General features: G+C 48.2%; 19 protein-coding genes and 1 tRNA gene. 18 read left to right on the top strand and 2 right to left on the bottom strand.

Annotated features, from left to right (window positions below; genetic code table 11):
- From OXG10_07670 to OXG10_07610, 13 genes are all read left to right on the top strand, one after another.
- A partial coding sequence (locus OXG10_07670) for a radical SAM protein (protein ID MCY3827232.1) occupies positions 1-290 on the top strand: 290 nt, incomplete at its 5' end.
- Between the two features lie 21 nt (positions 291-311).
- On the top strand, positions 312-1,247 hold the full coding sequence (locus OXG10_07665; protein ID MCY3827231.1) for an LLM class flavin-dependent oxidoreductase: 936 nt from the start codon (positions 312-314) through the stop codon (positions 1,245-1,247).
- 205 nt (positions 1,248-1,452) lie between these two features.
- Positions 1,453-3,012 (top strand): NADH-quinone oxidoreductase subunit M, encoded by a 1,560-nt coding sequence (locus OXG10_07660; protein ID MCY3827230.1) that lies wholly within the window; start codon positions 1,453-1,455, stop codon positions 3,010-3,012.
- A gap of 50 nt (positions 3,013-3,062) precedes the next feature.
- A complete protein-coding gene (locus tag OXG10_07655; protein MCY3827229.1) occupies positions 3,063-3,485 on the top strand; it encodes a 6-carboxytetrahydropterin synthase in 423 nt (140 codons plus the stop codon).
- A complete protein-coding gene (locus OXG10_07650) occupies positions 3,479-3,910 on the top strand; it encodes a 6-carboxytetrahydropterin synthase (GenBank protein MCY3827228.1) in 432 nt (143 codons plus the stop codon). Before OXG10_07655 ends, OXG10_07650 begins: the two co-directional genes overlap by 7 nt.
- Positions 3,903-4,607, top strand: a complete 705-nt coding sequence (locus OXG10_07645) for an SDR family NAD(P)-dependent oxidoreductase (protein ID MCY3827227.1) — start codon at positions 3,903-3,905, stop codon at positions 4,605-4,607. Before OXG10_07650 ends, OXG10_07645 begins: the two co-directional genes overlap by 8 nt.
- Before the next feature lie 29 nt (positions 4,608-4,636).
- Entirely contained in the window at positions 4,637-5,965 is a 1,329-nt protein-coding gene (hemA, locus tag OXG10_07640; protein ID MCY3827226.1) for a glutamyl-tRNA reductase, read from the top strand.
- Positions 5,934-6,830: a hydroxymethylbilane synthase gene (gene hemC, locus OXG10_07635; protein ID MCY3827225.1), complete on the top strand. Its 897-nt coding sequence runs from the start codon at positions 5,934-5,936 to the stop codon at positions 6,828-6,830. The genes hemA and hemC overlap by 32 nt, the downstream gene beginning before the upstream one ends.
- 72 nt (positions 6,831-6,902) lie before the next feature.
- Positions 6,903-6,979 (top strand) — tRNA-Met (locus tag OXG10_07630).
- 182 nt (positions 6,980-7,161) lie between these two features.
- Complete coding sequence (locus OXG10_07625; protein MCY3827224.1) at positions 7,162-9,024, top strand: cation:proton antiporter; 1,863 nt, start codon at positions 7,162-7,164, stop codon at positions 9,022-9,024.
- 13 nt (positions 9,025-9,037) lie between these two features.
- Positions 9,038-9,274 carry an exodeoxyribonuclease VII small subunit gene (gene xseB, locus OXG10_07620; GenBank protein MCY3827223.1) on the top strand — a complete coding sequence of 79 codons (237 nt, stop codon included), beginning with the start codon at positions 9,038-9,040 and terminating at the stop codon, positions 9,272-9,274.
- A complete protein-coding gene (locus OXG10_07615; GenBank protein ID MCY3827222.1) occupies positions 9,275-10,168 on the top strand; it encodes a polyprenyl synthetase family protein in 894 nt (297 codons plus the stop codon). It abuts the gene before it with no gap.
- Positions 10,152-10,919 carry a TlyA family RNA methyltransferase gene (locus OXG10_07610; protein ID MCY3827221.1) on the top strand — a complete coding sequence of 256 codons (768 nt, stop codon included), beginning with the start codon at positions 10,152-10,154 and terminating at the stop codon, positions 10,917-10,919. Before OXG10_07615 ends, OXG10_07610 begins: the two co-directional genes overlap by 17 nt.
- On the opposite strand, the gene fsa is transcribed toward OXG10_07610, so the two are convergent.
- On the bottom strand, positions 10,897-11,541 hold the full coding sequence (gene fsa / locus OXG10_07605; GenBank protein ID MCY3827220.1) for a fructose-6-phosphate aldolase: 645 nt from the start codon (positions 11,539-11,541) through the stop codon (positions 10,897-10,899). The genes OXG10_07610 and fsa overlap by 23 nt on opposite strands.
- 237 nt (positions 11,542-11,778) lie before the next feature.
- Between fsa and OXG10_07600 the strand changes: the two genes are divergently transcribed.
- A complete protein-coding gene (locus tag OXG10_07600) occupies positions 11,779-12,075 on the top strand; it encodes a hypothetical protein (GenBank protein MCY3827219.1) in 297 nt (98 codons plus the stop codon).
- A gap of 29 nt (positions 12,076-12,104) precedes the next feature.
- On the top strand, positions 12,105-12,989 hold the full coding sequence (locus OXG10_07595) for a hypothetical protein (GenBank protein ID MCY3827218.1): 885 nt from the start codon (positions 12,105-12,107) through the stop codon (positions 12,987-12,989).
- A 239-nt stretch (positions 12,990-13,228) separates the two neighbouring features.
- On the opposite strand, the gene OXG10_07590 is transcribed toward OXG10_07595, so the two are convergent.
- On the bottom strand, positions 13,229-14,098 hold the full coding sequence (locus tag OXG10_07590; protein ID MCY3827217.1) for a DUF547 domain-containing protein: 870 nt from the start codon (positions 14,096-14,098) through the stop codon (positions 13,229-13,231).
- A 387-nt stretch (positions 14,099-14,485) separates the two neighbouring features.
- On the opposite strand from OXG10_07590, the gene OXG10_07585 reads away from it, so the two are divergent.
- The 3 genes from OXG10_07585 to ileS all read left to right on the top strand — a co-directional run bounded on the left by OXG10_07585 (position 14,486) and on the right by ileS (position 18,968).
- On the top strand, positions 14,486-15,667 hold the full coding sequence (locus OXG10_07585) for a hypothetical protein (GenBank protein MCY3827216.1): 1,182 nt from the start codon (positions 14,486-14,488) through the stop codon (positions 15,665-15,667).
- Positions 15,668-15,737: 70 nt separating this feature from the next.
- Entirely contained in the window at positions 15,738-16,076 is a 339-nt protein-coding gene (locus tag OXG10_07580; GenBank protein MCY3827215.1) for a hypothetical protein, read from the top strand.
- Positions 16,077-16,148: 72 nt separating this feature from the next.
- Positions 16,149-18,968 (top strand): isoleucine--tRNA ligase, encoded by a 2,820-nt coding sequence (ileS, locus tag OXG10_07575; protein MCY3827214.1) that lies wholly within the window; start codon positions 16,149-16,151, stop codon positions 18,966-18,968.
- Positions 18,969-18,980: the final 12 nt, after the last annotated feature.

Raw genomic sequence — 18,980 nt, 5'->3', positions numbered from 1 at the left:
TTTCTCTCCAGCTTCGTCCCGGGGCACCGATTTACCAGCAATGGCAGGAGGGTCTCTTTGAACTTCCGGACAAGTTCCAAATGATAGAGGAGCTTGAGACTATTGTTGAGAATACGGAGCTTTCCGACGGCTATTTCTACTCGAATCACATATCAAATTATCTTCCCGTCAGGGCGAAATTCCCTGAAGAAAAAAACAGAGTACTGGAAGAGAGAAAAGAAGTGTTAAAGACAAGAGACGAAGCTTTCCTTCGTCCAGATTACTACAGAGACGTGGTGAACCAGTACTGAAAAAAACTCAAGGAGGATATAATGGGAAAAATTGCAACGACTTCACCGGTTTGGGGATGCAGCATAAGCGATCTCAGGGGGCTTGCGAAGATCACGGAAGAAGCGGGTTTTGACGGTATTTTCTCTCCGGAAGTACCGCCTTACAACGCCATAACGAACGCTCAGGTATTCGCCGAGTGCACGGAGAGGATAAACGTTGGAACGTGGATAGCCAACATATACATGCGTCAACCGGTAGTTGCTACCGCTACAGCGCTTACGATACAGGAAATAACGGACGGAAGGATGATTCTCGGACTCGGAGTGAGCCATAAACCCGTCAACAACAGATACGATATAGACATGGGAAACCCGATTGAGGCCATGAGAAGCTATGTCGGGGAAGTGAGGGCGTTTGCCGACGGAACGTCTCCAAGGCTTTCTCTTAAAAGAAAAGTGCCCGATCTCCCGGTCCACATAGCCGGCCTTACAAAAGCTGCCGCGGAGCTTGCTGGAGAGGTTGCCGATGGCATTATGCCGTATCTTTGTCCTCCCGCCTATATAGCTACCTTAAAAGAACATGTCGCTGCGGGCGCCGCGAAAGCGGAAAGGGATCCTTCAGCTATATCAATTACAAACGGCATTCCGTCCTTTGTCTCGGATGATGGAGCCGCGGCCGTCGCCGCAGCCAAAAGAGGGCTCGGTCCATACGCCAGGTTCCCTTTTTACCAGAGACTCATAAGAAACATAGGCTTCGGAGATATAATCGACCAGGTGCAGGACGGAGCAAATCCGGCCGAAGCGTTCACAGACGAACTGATAGATTCAGTAGCGCTTGCCGGTACGCCCGATCATTGCAAGGCAAAGCTTGAGGAGCATTTCGCAGCTGGAGTCGATCTTGCAATATTGGTTCCCGGACCAGTAGGAAAACAGAGTAATATAGAGGTAATGGAGATAACAGCTAAAGCATATTCTTAAGTTATTCACGGATCAGAAGAGCGGAAGATAATCAAATATTTTCCGCTCTTTTTCTTTTTCGTCACCCGTATTTCTTTCAGTAATCAATAGTTTTTTCAGGACCTGTCGCAGGAATTTGAATTTTTTCACGTGCGCGGTTGTGAACAAAATTTTATGAAAGTATAATTAGGGCAATTTTATTCTTTTTGCTTCGGTCCGCCTGAACGTGAGTCTCGATAACAACATTTTGTCCCTGCTCGTATTTTTCCCCCTTCTGGGAGCTGTCGTGCTCGCGGTTCTGCCGTATTTTCAGAAGGTTTCCGATTACCAGTTAAAAGCGGTTGCGTTTGTAATAGCGCTGGTAGAATTTCTGATATCCCTTCCACTTTTTTTCCGCTTTAACGGTTCACTTTCCACAATGCAGTTTGAGGAGAAGATTCCCTGGCTTACGGACCTTGGGGTGTCTTATCATCTGGGAGTCGACGGTCTCAGCCTTTTGCTTGTGCTTCTAACGACCTTCCTTTTCCCCATCACGGTCCTTTGTTCCTGGAACGCGATAAAAGGCGGATGGAGAGCATTTCTCAGCCTTACTCTTTTTCTTGAATCAGCGCTTATCGGGACCTTTGTCGCGCTCGACATGATTCTTTTCTTTATATTCTGGGAAGCGGTACTGATCCCGATGTATTTCATCATAGGAATCTGGGGATCCTCCAGAAGAATTTACGCGGCAATAAAGTTCTTCATCTACACGGCGCTTGGAAGCGGACTTATGCTGGTCGCGATCATCTACATGTACTACGCCCACATAGACCAGTTCGGCTTTGCGTCAATGAACCTTTTCGACCTCCAAAGGACCAGTCTTGCTTTTGACGGGATACTGAGTCCCCAGGGGCTTGTGTTTCTGGCTTTTTTCCTGGCCTTCGCAATCAAGGTTCCGATGTTTCCATTTCACACCTGGCTTCCCGACGCGCACGTTGAAGCCCCCACGCCCGGGAGCGTAATACTTGCCGGCGTTCTGCTTAAGATGGGAACCTACGCAGTGATAAGATTTCTTATCCCGTTTTTCCCGGAGGCGATAGAGGCATACACAGGGGTTCTAATAGCCCTCTCCATCATCGGGATAATCTACGGAGCGATGGTGGCCTTCATGCAGACGGATCTCAAGAAGCTGGTCGCCTACTCAAGCGTAAGTCACATGGGACTTATAATGCTGGGCGTGTTCATCTTCAATCTCCACGGTGTACAGGGCGGAGTCTACCAGATGATAGGTCACGGTCTCTCAACCGGTGCTCTTTTTATTCTCGTCGGAATGATATACGAAAGACGTCACACTAAAATGATTTCTGAGTTCGGTGGGCTTGCGAAGGTAATGCCGATTTACGCACTGTTTTTCATGATTGCCATGCTCTCCTCGATAGGACTCCCTCTTCTAAACGGTTTTATAGGGGAATTTCTGATTCTGCTTGGAGTGTTCGCGGAGAGTTATTTGTACGCGGCACTTGGAGCCACGGGGCTTGTACTCGGAGCCATTTACATGCTCTGGGCTTACCAGAGGGTGATGTTCGGACCTATAGTAAAAAAAATAAACACAGGACTTAAAGACCTTAATCCCAGAGAGATAGCCCTTATGATTCCTCTTGCCGTTATGATATTCCTTATGGGTATCTACCCCCAGCCCTTTCTCTCAAAAATGGAACCCACGATAACAAGAATGATAGACGGTACGCAGCAGGAAGCTTTCCGCGCGGACGTCGCAGTACCGGAGATCCGGAAAAACAGGCCTTAGGATCATGGCCGATCCTCAGATAAAACTGGTTGCCAGATTGATCAAAATCGATGTCTTTTAAAAAGCTCATAACGAAAAAAGTCGAGTTTTCCGCTTCTCACAGGTACTGGAATAAAGACTGGAGTGAGGAGAAAAATCGCGAAATCTACGGTAAATCGAGCCTGCCCGGCGGACACGGGCACAATTTCGTGCTCGAAGTCACAGTGGAAGGAGAAATAAACCCGGAGACGGGCATGATAATCAATCTCTTTGATCTGAAGCAGATTATTTCATCGGTTCTGGCTGATTTCGACCACAAGAACCTAAACGAGGACAACCCCCGTTTTCAGGATCTTATACCGACGACGGAGAACATAGCAAGGGTCCTGTGGGAAGTGATTGAGGAAAAAATCATCGAGAGGGATGACTGTCGTCTTTACAAGGTAAGGGTGTATGAAACAGACGATCTTTTCGTCGACTACCGCAAATGCTAGAAAGAAAAGAGCAGGTACTTCTTACGAGAATATTCAGGTTTTCCGCAAGCCACAGGCTTTTTATGGAAGGATTGTCTGACGAAGAAAACTTCGCCATATTTGACAAATGTGCAAATCCCGCGGGACACGGACACGACTACACGGTGGAAGTGGCAATAGGGGGAGAAATAGACGATGAAACGGGCATGCTCATAAACCGTATAGACTTTGAAAAACAGGCGGCACCCGTAATCGAAGAACTTAACTACAAGTGGATAGACAGGGATATTGATTTTTTTCAGGAAAACATATCGACTGTTGAAAATATAGGGAAATACCTGTGGCAGAAATTCACAGAAATCGTCCCGGGCAGGCTTGATAGTATAAGGGTCTGGGAGAACCCGAAAAGTTATTTTGAGTATTTCGAGGAAAAACAAGATGGCTGAGAAAGTTGTGATTGTAACCGGCGCGGCAAGAGGCATAGGAAAAGCAACCGCAATTGAATTACTCGAGGCGGGGTTTTTTACGGTACTTTGCTCAAGGAATATCCAGACCATGGCTTCTCTTGAGACTGAAATATCGTCTTTTGCCGGGAATTTCATGATTTCCTCCGTTGATATATCGGTCGAAGAGGAAGTCAGGGAATTTATCTCAAGCGTTGCTGAAAAAAAGGGGAGAATTGACGTACTGATCAATAATGCGGGCGTAGTCCACACTGGTCCAGTAGAAAAAACCAGCGCCGAACAGTGGGATGAGATGATGTCTGTAAACGCAAAAGGGGCCTTTCTCATGGTAAAACATTCACTTCCGTTTATGCCAAGAGGAGGCCATATCGTAAATATCGGTTCGAACGCTTCAAAAAAAGGCTTTCCCGGGTGGGCAGCCTACTGCGCTTCGAAGTTCGCTGTCCTAGGTTTTACTAACTCGCTGAGGGAAGAGGTAAGAGACAGAGGAATAAAGGTCTCCGCCGTCTTGCCAGGTCCGACCAAGACGGACATCTGGGATTCTCTTCCCGGAGAATGGGACAGGGCAAAGATGATGTCTCCTGAAATTACAGCGAAAACAGTCCTGTCGGTCATAAACCAGCCCCTCGAAGCGAATATAGACGAAATTGATATAGTTCCATCCACGGGTAATTTATAACTACGCGAGATCGGTTTCGGAAAAAGCAGATGGTAGAGATAGTTTCAGTCGGAATAAGCTACAAGACAACCCCGGTGGAAGTGCGGGAGAAGTTCTCTTTTTCTGATGAGGATATTAGGGAAGCACTCCGAATCCTTCGTTTGAGAGAAAACGTGCTTGAATGCTTCATAGTGTCCACCTGTAACCGAGTTGAGATATATGCGGTGACCGAGAACCGTGGAAAATGCGAGGAGGAGATAAGGTCCTTTCTTCTGGATTTTCATAAGCTTGGGGACAAGAGCCTTTATCCCTATATGAATACCCGCTTGGGATCTGATGCGGTTAGACATTTTTTCAGGGTGGCGGCCAGCATTGACTCCATGGTAATCGGAGAAACTCAGATCCTGAACCAACTCAAAAATTCATACAGCGTAGCGCGTTCCGAGAATACGGTCGGACTCATACTTAACAGGCTTTTTAACAGAGCTCTTTTCACCGGGAAAAAAGTTAGGGCCGAAACGGGGATATCTTCTCAAGCGGTCTCGATAAGTTACCTCGGAGTGGAACTTGCAAAAAGAATATTCGAGAACCTTGCAAACCGCACCGCCATGCTGGTGGGAACCGGTGAAATGGGAGAACTCTTCGCAAAACACCTTATCTCAAACAACATAAGGGAACTCTATGTAACGAGTAAGAATTTCCATAACGCGGAAAATTTTTCACAATCCTTTAAGAGCAAGCCTGTAAGGTTCGAAGAGATGCTTTACCGTCTGAAAGACATTGATATTCTTGTTACCGCGACCGGGTCTTCTGATTACATAATAAGAAGTGAACACATAAAACAGTCTCTCAAGCTCAGGAAAAACGATCCGATCTTCATGATCGATATAGCCGTCCCGCGCGATATAGATCCGAAGATAAACAGAATTCCCGGGGTTTACCTCTACGACATAGACGACCTGAGAGTTGTTCGGGGCGAAAACTTAAATTCCAGAAAAGAAAATCTAAAGAAAGCTGAAGAAATAGTTGCGAACGTAGAAAGAGCTTTTATGGACTGGATGGAAAGCCTTAAGGTTTTTCCCATCATAATCGATATCAAGCAAAAATTCGAGAAAATAAAAAAGACCGAGGTTGAGAAGGCGCTTCGAAAACTCGAGGGCGGTACCGGAACACAGAAAGAAATCATAGAAAGCCTGGCAAATTCAATAATCGGAAAGATATTTCACGACCCGGTCACCAATCTGAAGAGGAGAACTTCCGGCTACGAAGCGGCTCTTTACTCCGAGGTAACGAGAAGACTTTTTGAGCTCGACCCGGTGGAAGCCTCGCAGGACACAACAGATATTTATGACGAAGCTGAGAATTGGGACCAGGGGTAGCAGGCTCGCCCTGTGCCAGACCCGCCTTGTCGAAACAGAACTTCGCGCTGCTTTCCCTTCACTTGAAACGGAAATAACGGAAATAAAGACCTCGGGAGATATAAACTCCGAAGAGGATATTTCCCGGAGGGGTGGCAAGGGGATCTTCGTAAAAGAAATAGAGCAGAGCCTTCTCTCAGACGAAATAGATATCGCCGTTCACAGCATGAAGGACATGCCTTCAGTTCTCCCAGGCGGGCTCGTCATAGGTTCTGTGCTTAAAAGAGAAGACCCGAGAGATGTTTTCGTCTCAGCAGACGGACGTACCCTTGAACAGCTCGAAGGGAAGGGCAGGGTGGGGACCGGAAGCATAAGAAGAAGGGCTCAGCTGCTTTTCAGGTTTCCTAATCTGGAAATTGTTTCCATAAGGGGAAATGTTGATACTAGGCTAAAGAAAATTTTCTCAGAAGACCTTGACGGAATCGTTCTGGCCGCAGCGGGACTCAACCGGCTCGGGCTTTCCGAACGCATTACCCAACACCTTGCGCAGGATGACATGGTTCCGGCCCCATGTCAGGGAATAATCGCCATAGAATGCAGAGAAGATGATACCGAAACCAGAAACCTCATATCCTCAATCACGCACCCGGACACAGAAACCGTAGCAGTGTTTGAACGCTCCTTCCTGGAAACTTTTGGTGGAGACTGCCAAATTCCGCTTGGATGCTGCGCGCTAGTGCATCTTGGAAAAATATCGGCACATTCTGTTTTTATAGATATGGAGGAGAAGACAGTCTCCAGGAACACCTGGAAGTGCGATTCGGAAAAAGCTTCCGCAGAAGGATCTCTTATGGCCAAGGACCTTATGAAACGGGCAGGGCTTTAAGGAGACACCCTGAAGGTGCTTTGCTTGACATAACCGATGTCTTGATTACATTCTTCGGTTCATTGCTTCTGTCGCGGGGTGGAGCAGCTTGGTAGCTCGTCGGGCTCATAACCCGAAGGTCGCGGGTTCAAATCCCGCCCCCGCTACCAATCTGCTACTATAGCCTTCTTTTGAGAACTGCAATTATCCTTCAGTATTACTCTGACAATTCACGATGCTAAATGGGGGATTCTTGTTTCTTTTTTAACCCTGCTCGGGTTATAATTTGCCATTAAGGGTTCTTTTTCGAACCCTAACTTCCGTAAAAAGGGTGGGTATCTCTTTGCTTGTTATGGTGTCCCTTGCCTTGGTGCTGGGAGTAGTCGGCCAGATGCTCTCCATCAGGACAGGATTTCCAAATATTGTATTTTTCCTCATTTTCGGGATTCTGGTAGGTCCGGAATTCTTATCTCTGGTCCATCCCTCGGAGTTTGGAGAAGGACTTGAAATAATAATAAAGCTCTGCGTAGCCATCGTTCTTTTCGAAGCAGGACTCAACCTGAATAAAGAGGAGGCTCGTAGCCACGGGAACATAATACTGCTGCTTATAACCGTGGGCGCGATGATTACGATGGTAGGCGGGGCGGTCTTCGCGTACTTTGTAGGAAATCTTTCCTGGGAAATGGCCTTCGTTTACGGTGCTTTGGTCATAGTAACCGGCCCAACCGTTGTCCATCCCCTATTGAGAAGATTCAAAGTTAAGCCAAACCTAAAACACATACTCGAGTACGAAGGAGTTCTGATCGACCCTATCGGGGCCTTGATAGCTCTTTTTGTAGTTGAGGTAGTCCTTATCGGAAGCACCCAGACTGCGTCTGGCTTAACCTTCGGATTCATAAGTCATGTCGGGGAGATCGGCCAAGCAGTGCTCCTTGTCGTTTACAAGTTTCTAGTAGGTGGGATTTTCGGTCTTCTTGGAGGTTACGCAGCGACCTTTGCAGTTAAGAGATTCTATATCTACATGGAGGACTTCGTAGATCTTTTTATGCTTGCCTCAGCGCTTGCCGTCTACGGATTTGCAGAAATGGTAACCCTGGATGCCGGGCTCGTGGCGGCTATCGTCTCAGGAGCTATAGTCGGAAACCTGAATATTCCAGAGGAAGAGGAAATGAAGAAGTTCAAGGGCAAGCTTACGATCCTTGTCATTTCTCTGCTCTTCATTTTTCTCGCGGCAAGCCTTGAACTCGATTACATAAAGGATTTGGGTATCTATGGCCCCTTGATTGTGCTCGGGCTGCTTTTCATCGTACGACCGATAGAGATATTTCTTCTCTGCATGCGTTCCAATCTTTCGATCAGGGAAAAAATGTTTCTTTCGTTCGTTTCCCCGAGAGGAATCATCGCCGCGTCAATAGCTTCGATTATAGCCCTGGAGTTGCACAGACATGAAATTGAGGGTGGCAATACGGTCCAAGGACTTGTATTTCTTACCATAGCTATTTCGGTCTTCCTTCAAGGAGGTGCAGGAGGCTTTGTCTCAAGGGTACTAGGGGTTAACGACAATAGGAATAAAGTGGTGATACTAGGAGCTAACAATCTCGCAAGACTTCTGGCGAGATTGCTTGAAAAAACAGGAAAAGAAGTCTGCCTAATAGATACAAACAGGAGGCTTGTCGAGCTTTCCAAATCACAAGGACTAAATGCGATTGAGGGAAACGGCCTGACCGTTGACGGACTTGAGAAAACGGAGATTTCTTCCCCGGATACCCTTATATCCCTTACAACAAGCGATCATGTGAACGTTCTTGCCTGTCGTCTTGTGAGAATAGATTTCAAGGTCAGCAACGTTTGTGCACTTATAAACAGGATGGCGAGTCCTTCCGATATTGAGGACATGGAAAGATTCAGGGTTCCCCTTGCTTTCGGAAAAAAAATTGACGTGATGGATATATATTCGAAAATTACTGCTAAGGAATACGTTGTCTTCAAATCCCAGATCAAAAAAGAAACAATCGATAAAATGGATTTTGAAAAATCGCTTCCGGAGCACATGATTCCACTTGTCGTGGAGAGAACGAGAACCGAAGAAGTTTCTGTTTACCATGAAGGCTTTAGTCTTGAGGTGGGAGATATGGTGTCCATTCTCGATGTGGACCCGGTTTCAACAAGCCCTCATGTTCTTGGAGAATTCGAAAAAGAGCTAATTGAAGTGTAAAGGTGAAGAAAAAATGAGTTCCGAGATGAAATCCTTTGAGAACCTTCTCGATGAAATAAAGAAAATTGTCGATACGCTTGAAACGGGGAAACTGCCTCTTGATGAATCCATTGAAAAATTCGAACGTGGGGCGGACCTTATAAAGGAGTGTTATTTAAACCTTGAGAGCGTAAAAAAGAAAATAAGTCTTATAGTGGAAAAAAACGACGGTACTTTTGATCTTGAAGATTTTAACGACGAAGAACAGTAAATGAGTTTTGACACAAAAGAGTACCTCCACACAAGAAAAGAGATCATTGACCGCAGCCTACGCGAATACCTGCCTCCCGATAAGGCCGAAACAAAACTCCATCAATCAATCGCCTACAGCGTACATCCAGGCGGAAAAAGACTAAGACCGATACTGTGTCTTGCCACCGCGGAGCTTGTATGCGGAAGCCATAAAAATGTTTTGCCTGCGGCGTGCGCGATTGAGATGATCCACACCTATTCCATCATTCATGACGATCTTCCCTCGATGGATGATGACGATACCAGAAGAGGGGAGCCGTCGAACCATAGGGTCTTCGGAGAAGCCGTGGCCACCCTGGCAGGAGACGCCCTTTTAACCGACGCCTTCAGTCTGATAACGGAAAAATCCCTCAAGGAGGGTATATCGTCAGAGCTTATATTGCGAGTGATTTCCATTATTTCCGAGGCCGCGGGATCGAAGGGAATGGTTCTCGGGCAGGCCTTTGACCTTGAGATGGACGGGGGACAGCATTTATCAGTTAATGAAATTTCGAATACTTACCTGATGAAAACGGCAAAAATGATCACAGCATCCGTTCTTAGCGGAGCAATTCTCTCTGGAGCGGGCGAGGAAGAAGTCCTGAAGCTCAAATCCTATTCGGAGAAAATAGGTATCGCCTTTCAGATAAAAGACGACATCCTGGATGCTACGGGAAGTCACAGCACAACACAGGAGTCAGAAGACAAAACCGGAGCGAAGAAACACACCTACGTATCTGTTATGGGAGTACAAGCATCAAACGCTAGGGTCTCCGAGCTTACAAACCAAGCCATAGAAGAGCTTGAAAGTTTTCAGAAAACTCCAAATCCTCTAAGAGAAATAGCCATCTGGTTAAGTGAAAGAGAAGAATAAAACGAGACTAGACAGCCTCCTTGTCGAAAAAAAACTTGCCCAAAGCGGAAACCAGGCCCGAGCGCTTATAATGTCGGGGCGGGTTACGGTGGACGGGAAAAAAGTAGAAAAACCCGGAACGGCGGTAAAAAAAGATTCCGAGGTTGTAGTGGAGCATGACCCTAGAAGATTCGTAAGCAGGGGAGGGCTTAAGCTTGAGAAGGCAATAACGGAGTTCGATATAGATATAAGGGGGAAAGTCGCCCTTGACATAGGAGCATCAACCGGCGGTTTTACGGACTGTCTTCTGCACTTCGGGGCATCCAGAGTCTATGCCTTTGACGTGGGTCATGGGCAGATTGACTGGAAGCTTAGAAATGACAAGCGGGTCATAGTAAGGGAAAAGATAAACTGCAGGTACCTGCGGGCAGAAGACGTCGGAGAAAAAATCGATATAGTCACGATCGACGTTTCTTTTATTTCTCTCACGATGATAGTAGAACCTGCCGTTTCCGTGCTTGCCGATAACGCAACGCTGATTGCTCTAATAAAACCCCAGTTCGAGGTAGGCAGAAAAGACGTTGGAGCGAAGGGAATAGTAAGAGATGAGGATAAACTCAAAGAAGTTAACGATAAAATAATATCTTATCTTAGTGAGTTAGGATTTAAAGTTAAAGGTTTGATTGAATCCCCTATAAAAGGATCCGGAGGCAATAGAGAGTCCTTAGTTTGCGCCTCATGGACTGTGCCTACTTCTTCCCCCAGTCCTTAAGAAACCTCTCAAGTCCTATGTCGGTGAGAGGATGCTTGAACAACTGAGTGAATACTCTGTAAGGGAAAGTGGCAACATCGGCTCCCATCTTTGCCGCTTCCACTATGTGCATTGGATGCCTTATACTTGCGACCAGTATCTCGGTTTCGTAGGCGTAGTGCGCGTAGATTTCGCAAATATCAAGCACAAGATTCATTCCATCTGACGACACGTCGTCAAGCCTTCCGACAAAAGGGCTTACGTAGGCAGCTCCAGCTTTTGCGGCCAAAAGCGCCTGGGAAGGAGAAAAAACAAGGGTGACGTTAACATTCACACCCTCGTCCGAGAGGGTTTTCGTGGCCTTAACACCGTCTTCGGTCATAGGAAGCTTGACGACTATATTTTCATCTATACCCGCCAGTCTCCTGCCTTCCGAGATCATCTCGGAATACTCGGTGCTCAGCACCTCCGCGCTTACCGGGCCCTTTACCACATCGCATATCTCCTTGACTAGGTCCTCGAAGCTTTCCTGGCTTCCTTCTTTGGAGACAAGTGAAGGGTTTGTTGTTACGCCGTCCACTATTCCGAAAGCCGCGGCGCTCTTGATTTCTTCCATGTTCGCTGAATCTATGAAGAACTTCATTTTCCTCTCCTCTTGCGGAAGTTCCGCTTTTCTTCGGTTTACTTTACTGAAACACAATACATCCTCGGGAAGAAAATAACAGAAATAGACATTTTTTAAATGTTTCCGTTAACAGCACGCCATCTGTCCGGAAGCATAGTGAGCCTTTTTGTCAGGTTTCGCGGCAGCTGGGTAATTGTATTTACTAGAACCAGTCGTTACAATTGTTTTTCAATTTTTTAAAAGGAGGAAGACCTAATGAAATACCTTACCATTTTATTTCTTGTTGCGGCGGCAATGCTGCTCATTAACGTTCCGGCTTTCGCGTCCGGTTCCGCCTCCGCGGGGAGTGGAGCGAGCCCCAGAAGCGATTACGCCAAGGGAAAGGCGATAACGTTCAGCAAGCTTGTCTGCGACACCTGTTCAATGCAGAAGGGCGACCTGAACAAGGAAAGCGCCATGGGCCTCAAAGAGAGCCTTGGAGAAATGCAGGACCTCAGCAGTGAAGAGAAGGAGCTTGTAAGCGAGTATCTAAACCGCCGCTACAAACTCTGATTCCATACAGAAAAAAAGGAGAGATGATTATGAGAAAATTAAGTTTGATTGCAATTTCTGGAATTATTGCGGTTTTCGGCTACCTGCCGCTTGCCAACGCGGGCAATTCCGCCTGGCTTCCGGCTCCGGGAGGAGGTTCCGTTTCTCTTTCCCTCATTTACCAGAGTGCTGAAGAATACTGGAGCGGCAGCAGCAAAGCTCCCAATGGAGGAGCTCTTGGGGATGGTAACAACCTTACCCAGGGAACCGCCACGATTCAGGTCAAGTACGGGCTTATGGACTCCGTGGCCCTTGATCTGGCTGTGGGAGCGTCCCGGGCTTCAAAAGTCGGGACTGGACCGAAGAAATCTGACGATGAAAACGGCATAACGGATGTGAAAGCCGGCGTAACTGTTCGTCTGGTCGACGAAGCGGTAACCCAATCGGCACCGAGTATCGCCGTCCGCATTGGGGGGATAGTGGGCGGAAACTACGACACGGGCTACATAAACTCGATCGGCGACGGGGGAGATGGTGTTGAATTTTCTGGAATCGTCGGCAGGTTTCTCTCTGATAACTTCGCCATGTCCGGCGAACTTGGTTACCGTTTCCTCAATCAAGACATTCCAGATGTTATTTTCGCCGACGTCACCGGAACCCTTATCCTTGCGGACATGCTCGGAGTGAGCGTTAACTACACGATGGAAAACGCAAGGGATGCGATTGATCTCGGAGGTCCCGGGTTTGGCATAGAAGATGTTCCAAATCGAAAGAGGTTCTGGCTGGTAGAAGAAGACTTTCACGCCATCGGGTCGACGCTCACTTTTCTTACGGGCGACAGCACGAGCATAAGCGGTTCATACGCAAGGGTTATTGCCGGTCGCAACACGGGGGAATTCAACATTTTCGCCGTTTCTCTCGGTTACTCCTTCTGAGGCGCCTGATCCGGAGAGAGCAGACGTAAGCGGACTGTTCTTCTTCTCAGTTTAAATCAGCTCTGGCATGCCGGACGGGATCCTAGAGGCGGGTCTCATCCGGTATGACCGGAGTTTTTTCGCCCCGAGAAACGGGCTGGAACCGCCGCTCCGCAGCGTAACCAACCTATGCGGAGAATGTTCAGGGCGATTTTCTCCGCTAACGGGAATCTGTATTGCGCCCAGGGAAAAGCTTTTAATCATGGGCAGTTAAGGTTCCAGTCGTACTCGTAATCCATCGTTCCTTTGAAATTTCGAAGTCTTTTTGCCAGCTTTTCATCGGCGTAGCTTGCAAGATGCCGGATTATGTCCTGCTCGCTTTTACCGAAATCCTCCGAATACCAGTCGTAGATGCTCGAGATAACAATCAGATCGTTTCCCATGAAACTCACCCCGCGCGGATGATTCACGTACTCTCTCGCCGCGCCGCCTAGCAGCTTCTGGGTGTTTTCCCCGGTAAAAGCCGTCTGAAGAAGATTCGGACATCCATAGCTCGCGCAGCTGACCCCGTAGTGGATAAGGTTATCCTTCCAGATGGGACGGAGAATGTCGTTTTCTATATTGTCAAGAGTGAGACTTCGCCCGGCTACTTTCGCGCGCACTTCCTTCCACGGACCCGAGCATTTCGAACCGGAAGCCCGGTCTTCGCATATTTCGAGTATGGACTTAACGGGAAAGGCATCCGCAACAATTTTCACCGTAAGGGCGTTGTAGAAGTTAATCCAGTATGCTTTCTGCTCGGCCCTTGAATAATCCCTAGGGTCAATCTTCTGCAGGTAGTCAAGATAGCTTTCAAGTTTCGTCCTGTCCCGGGCGCTTTTCTTGAGCGCGGCATAGTCAAATTTGTTTATTCCCGCGCTGTGAATCCGCAGATACCCGTCAAGTAGCTGCTGCCAGGCGCTGTGGTCAATCTTTTTCGGGTTTGACTCATTCGCTACGTCCCAGAACGAAACCGACTTGGTTTTAGCCGAAGCAGGAGATGTAAAAAGAAATAAAACGGCCGAAACAACAAGAATAAAAACAAAAAACCCTCCAGCAGTTCCGTGTTTTGTGGTTTTTTGGATTATCACCTTTGCGTCCTCTCTATTAGGCAATTTGGGCAAACAATAAAAAAGCGGATTGTGTATTATTATTTCTAATGCTAACAGCACCCTTGAGAATTAAAAGTCACCCATATCTCTCGATGGCTTGTTCTGTCTCTCCCCCCGGCGGAAACGGTTTATCCCGCAGATTGAAAAGAAAACTTCATCGGGCACGCAGTAATTCTGAAAATTGCCGACAACGCAATGACTCCAAGTAACTGGCGTTATTTCTGAACCGAGATGCCTGCTTTTAATGGGAACGCCGGGTCTTCAACCGCTGCTCGCCGCCTGACGGACATAACCGGATTATGGTGCGCCGCCGCCTATTGCGCTCTGGCCTTTTTTGCCCGTCAGCCTGGAGAACCCGCTTTGTCCTTGTTCTTTCTTACAGCGGCATGTGCGGGGCTTCCGGTGTTTTTTCTCTATTTTTATATTTCCCGCCGGGGTGAACGATTTCCGGTCGGCCGCATTTTTCTCTGGGCGGCGGTATTCAGGTTCTGCGGCCTTCTGGGTGGACCTTTTTTTGAGGATGACTTCTACAGGTATCTCTGGGACGGCTATCGCTTCGCGACGGTCGGCACTCCTTACGGTATTGCCCCCGAAGCTTTTTTTGCCGACCCCGCAGTTCCAAAGCTGTTTCAGGGGATTCTTGATCAGATAAACAACCCCGGGCTGGCGACCATCTACGCCCCAGTGACCCAGTTTGTCTTCCTTCTAGGCTATTATCTCTCTCCGGGAAGCGTAACGGCGCTCCAGGCAATTCTCATAATATTTGATCTTGTGACCATAGCTCTGCTTTTCCGCCTGACATCCGCCGGAAATGTCATGCTCTACGCATGGTGTCCACTTGTCGTAAAGGAGATAGCTTTTACCGCTCACCCCGACGGAGTAGGGGTATGCTTTCTTCTGGCAGCGATTGTTCTCTCAAGAAAATCCCGATGGAAAACCGCATCCATCTGCCTTGGAATGGCCGCCGCGACCAAGGTATTCGCGCTGCTTCTTGTCCCTCTGGTGCTCCTTCGTGCCGCACCGAGATATTGGATGCTGTCGGCAGCCGTGTTCCTGGGTCTCTACGCACCGTTTGTCTTAAGCGGCGGAACCGACATGCAATCGTTTGCGGTTTTCGCCCGGGAGTGGGAGTTCAATTCCGCGCTCTTCGGCCTCTTCTCAGCTGTTCTGGGGACATTTGAGAGCAAACTCGTGCTCGGCCTTGGGTTTGCCACTTTGTGGATATCTTACGGCATTCGCTACCGTAAAAGCGGCGAGCGGATACCCCGGGGTGACTTGCTCTACGGAGCGCTTCTAGCGGTATCGACGGTTATCAATCCATGGTACCTGCTGTGGCTTCTTCCCTTTGCCGCTGTTTTCCCAACCGCCTGGGCGTGGACGGCATCGCTTGCGGTACTTGCGAGCTATATAACCGGGCTTAACCTTAACGACTACACCATGGGGCCGTACCAGCAGCCGATATGGGTGCGCCCGCTTGAGTTCACCCCCATCGTGCTGGCGGTGGGCTACGATGTGTTCCGGTATCGGAGACAAAAGACGGGGCGTTGAACCGCCTTGAATCTTACTTCAAGAAATTATTTGAAAAATATTGTAAAATTCTTTTTTGGCGGAGGTAAGAATGGAGCTCTACATATCAATGAAGGCTGAGAACATAAATCCAACAATGTTCAAGCATGCAACAATAATGGATATGCCTTCACCCCAGAGTAACGGCTATTTCATCGCAGAATACAGGGAGGCCCAAGAAGAAAGAATACTAATCCTTCACAGGTACTCTTCAATACTTGAAAAAAAACTCCAGAAAGTCGGGTATTTTCTTGTAGAAAAATTCAACAACGGAATAATCGTCAAGAAAAAAGTCGACGAATCAAGAGACTACATGGACGAATGGGAAGAATGGGTGGAGTTTTCAAATGCCCTGCTTGAAGAATTTGAATCTTTTTTCGATAATGTCTGATAATCCATTATCGGCGAACTGACCGGAAACCTCGGGTTTCCCAGCCTCCCCGCAAATACTTCTAACAATAAGATGCAGCAGAAAATAAACTACAAAGACACCCTTAACCTTCCCAGAACGGATTTCCCGATGAAGGCCAACCTGCAGCAAAAAGAACCTCTCATTCAGAAATCCTGGGAAAAGGAAGACCTCTTCGGAGAAATCCGCGAAAAAAGCCGCGACCGTGAAAAGTTCCTTTTCCATGACGGGCCCCCTTACGCAAATGGCCCCATTCACTTGGGACACCTGCTTAACAAGGTTCTAAAGGACCTTGTCGTGCGCTCAAAGATAATGGAAGGGTTTGACGTGGATTTCGTTCCCGGCTGGGATTGCCACGGTCTCCCGATAGAGCACAAGGTCTTAAAAGAACTGGGGGAAGACGCAACTTCCATGCCGGCGCTCTCAATCAGACGCAACTGCGGCAAATACGCGGCGAAATACGTAAAAATGCAGTCAAAGCAGATGATCCGCCTCGGGACTCTGGCCAACTACAAACAACCCTATCTGACAATGACCCCCGATTATGAAGCCGGAGTGTTAAAGGCCTTTTCACAACTGCTTGAAAAAGGCCTTGTTTACAGGGACTTAAAACCTGTCCACTGGTCAATCGATAACCGCACTGCCCTCGCCGAGGCGGAACTCGAATACTACGAAAGAGAGGACAGGAGCGTCTACGTGCTCTTTGAAGTTGACGATCCGGCGGCGCTGCCCCCGTCCCTTAACGCGGAACAAGCCGAAAGGGTATGCCTTATGATATGGACCACAACACCATGGACCCTTCCGGCAAACCTCGCCGTCGCCGTAGCCCCGAAGGGGAAATACGGTCTTTACAGGTCCCCTGAAGGTGAGAATCTGATTATCGGCGAGGCACTTTGCGAAGAAGTTTTCGAAAAATCGGGAAGAAAGGATTACGAAAAAGCCGGTTCCTGCCTAGGAGAGGAATTCTCGGAACGGGGCGTATCATGCAACCACCCGTTTATTGAAAGAAAATCAGTCGTAGTAACGGCCGATTACGTAACTTTTTCAACCGGCACAGGATGTGTCCATACGGCCCCCGGTCACGGCGATGAAGACTACAGAACCGGTCTTCAGGAGGGGCTTGATATCTACTGTCCGGTTAAAGAGGACGGCACTTTTGACGATACGGCGCCGGAATGGCTGAGAGGGAAGGGGGTCTGGGAAAGCAATGAATTGGTAACGCATAGACTTGCGGATACTGGAAACCTTTTTCACTCAGAACCCTATACACACAGTTATCCGCATGACTGGCGAAGCAAGACGCCTACCATATTCAGAGCGACAGATCAGTGGTTCATACATATGGACAAACCGTTTGGCGAGACCGGAAAGACCCTGAGAGAAATAGCAATTGACGCGGTCGGGAAAAAAATCGATTTCTATCCGGACTGGGGAAGAAGCCGCCTCGGCGGCATGCTTGAGTCAAGGCCTGACTGGTGCATATCGAGACAGAGATCATGGGGACTTCCGCTTCCATACTTCACGGACGGAGAGGGAAGGGCGGTTATGACGGCGAAAATCGTTGTGGCCGTTGCCGAAAAAATAGGGGAGAAGGGTTCTGATGTCTGGTTTTTCTCCGAGCCGCACCAGCTTCTTGATAACTATGATCCGCAGGGCGATCCCGAAGCCCCGGACTGGCTTAAGTCAAAAGAGGATTTGAAAGGCCTTTTAAAAGGCGGTGACGTATTTGACGTGTGGCTTGAATCGGGTTCTTCCTGGAACTCGGTCCTCAACGCAAGAGATCTCGGGTACCCGGCGGATATGTACCTTGAGGGTTCGGACCAGCACAGGGGCTGGTTCCAGTCCTCGCTTCTTGTGGCTCTGGGAGCAACCGGAGAGCCTCCCTTCCGTGCGCTTTTCACCCACGGATTCATGGTGGACGCCCGGGGCAGGAAAATGAGCAAATCCGGCGGCAACGCGATCGAGGTTGAAGATATCCTGAGCAAATACGGGGCGGACATCTGCAGATGGTGGGTAAGCTCGCTTAGCTACTCAAACGATATAAAAGTCGACTGGGAGTTTTTCGACATTGCCGCGGACGAGTACAGGAAAATAAGGAATACCATACGGTTTCTGCTTGGGAACTTAAATGACTTCGACCCGGCGCAGGACAGCATTGAATTCGAAGAGGATGACAGGAATTCGATTGACCACTGGGCATACTGCGAGTTCACCAAGTTCGCGAACGAAACCTTGGATGCCTACTCAGGCTTTAGCTACAAGCAGGCAAGCGATCTTATTTTCTCTTTTTGCTCCGATGAGATGAGCGCCGTTTACCTCGCGTGCATAAAAGACAGGCTTTACTGCGAAAAAAAGGACAGCAGGAAAAGAAGGCGCGCCCAGACGGTCATGTACCAAGTAGCCGATGGAATCATAAAGTTTCTCGCCCCTGTCCTAGTCCATACTTCCTTTGAAGCCTATAAATCCCTGAAAAGAGAGAACGATGCCAACGTGCACATTGAAACATTCCTACGCGTTGAGAAAGTTGAGGCCGATAAAACCTGGAACGATGTTATGGATATAAGGAAACTATGCCTAAAAGCCCTCGAGGATGCGCGGGGGGAGAGCGGCATAAACAACCCCCTTGACGCTGCTCTTTCAGTGACGGTTAACAAAGATCTTTTTGACGATATAAAGAAATTCGAACCGGAGCTTGAAGATCTCTGCGGGGTGAGCAGATTCGAGATCTCTGCGGGAGAAGAAATCCATGTGGAACTTACGGATCTTTCCCAGGAGCCTAGATGCGAGCGGTCCTGGAAGAGGGGAAGGACCGTAAAGAAAAGGACAAATGGAAGATTCCTCAGCGAGAGGGACGCGTCAGTGCTTGGGCTTTAGTCCACTGACAGC

Source organism: Candidatus Dadabacteria bacterium, assembly GCA_026706695.1.
Lineage (GTDB): Bacteria > Desulfobacterota_D > UBA1144 > Nemesobacterales > Nemesobacteraceae > Nemesobacter.
This window is presented reverse-complemented; position numbering and strand designations above follow the sequence as displayed.

Bases quoted from the DNA above. Each gene is read 5' to 3' on its own strand.
- OXG10_07625 (MCY3827224.1), top strand. From the start codon at position 7,162: ATGGTGTCCCTTGCCTTGGTGCTGGGAGTAGTCGGCCAGATGCTCTCC.
- OXG10_07650 (MCY3827228.1), top strand. From the start codon at position 3,479: ATGCTAGAAAGAAAAGAGCAGGTACTTCTTACGAGAATATTCAGGTTT.
- hemC (MCY3827225.1), top strand. From the start codon at position 5,934: ATGACGAAGCTGAGAATTGGGACCAGGGGTAGCAGGCTCGCCCTGTGC.
- OXG10_07655 (MCY3827229.1), top strand. From the start codon at position 3,063: ATGTCTTTTAAAAAGCTCATAACGAAAAAAGTCGAGTTTTCCGCTTCT.
- hemA (MCY3827226.1), top strand. From the start codon at position 4,637: ATGGTAGAGATAGTTTCAGTCGGAATAAGCTACAAGACAACCCCGGTG.
- OXG10_07600 (MCY3827219.1), top strand. From the start codon at position 11,779: ATGAAATACCTTACCATTTTATTTCTTGTTGCGGCGGCAATGCTGCTC.
- OXG10_07615 (MCY3827222.1), top strand. From the start codon at position 9,275: ATGAGTTTTGACACAAAAGAGTACCTCCACACAAGAAAAGAGATCATT.
- OXG10_07580 (MCY3827215.1), top strand. From the start codon at position 15,738: ATGGAGCTCTACATATCAATGAAGGCTGAGAACATAAATCCAACAATG.
- ileS (MCY3827214.1), top strand. From the start codon at position 16,149: ATGCAGCAGAAAATAAACTACAAAGACACCCTTAACCTTCCCAGAACG.
- OXG10_07645 (MCY3827227.1), top strand. From the start codon at position 3,903: ATGGCTGAGAAAGTTGTGATTGTAACCGGCGCGGCAAGAGGCATAGGA.
- fsa (MCY3827220.1), bottom strand. From the start codon at position 11,541: ATGAAGTTCTTCATAGATTCAGCGAACATGGAAGAAATCAAGAGCGCC.
- OXG10_07665 (MCY3827231.1), top strand. From the start codon at position 312: ATGGGAAAAATTGCAACGACTTCACCGGTTTGGGGATGCAGCATAAGC.
- xseB (MCY3827223.1), top strand. From the start codon at position 9,038: ATGAGTTCCGAGATGAAATCCTTTGAGAACCTTCTCGATGAAATAAAG.
- OXG10_07595 (MCY3827218.1), top strand. From the start codon at position 12,105: ATGAGAAAATTAAGTTTGATTGCAATTTCTGGAATTATTGCGGTTTTC.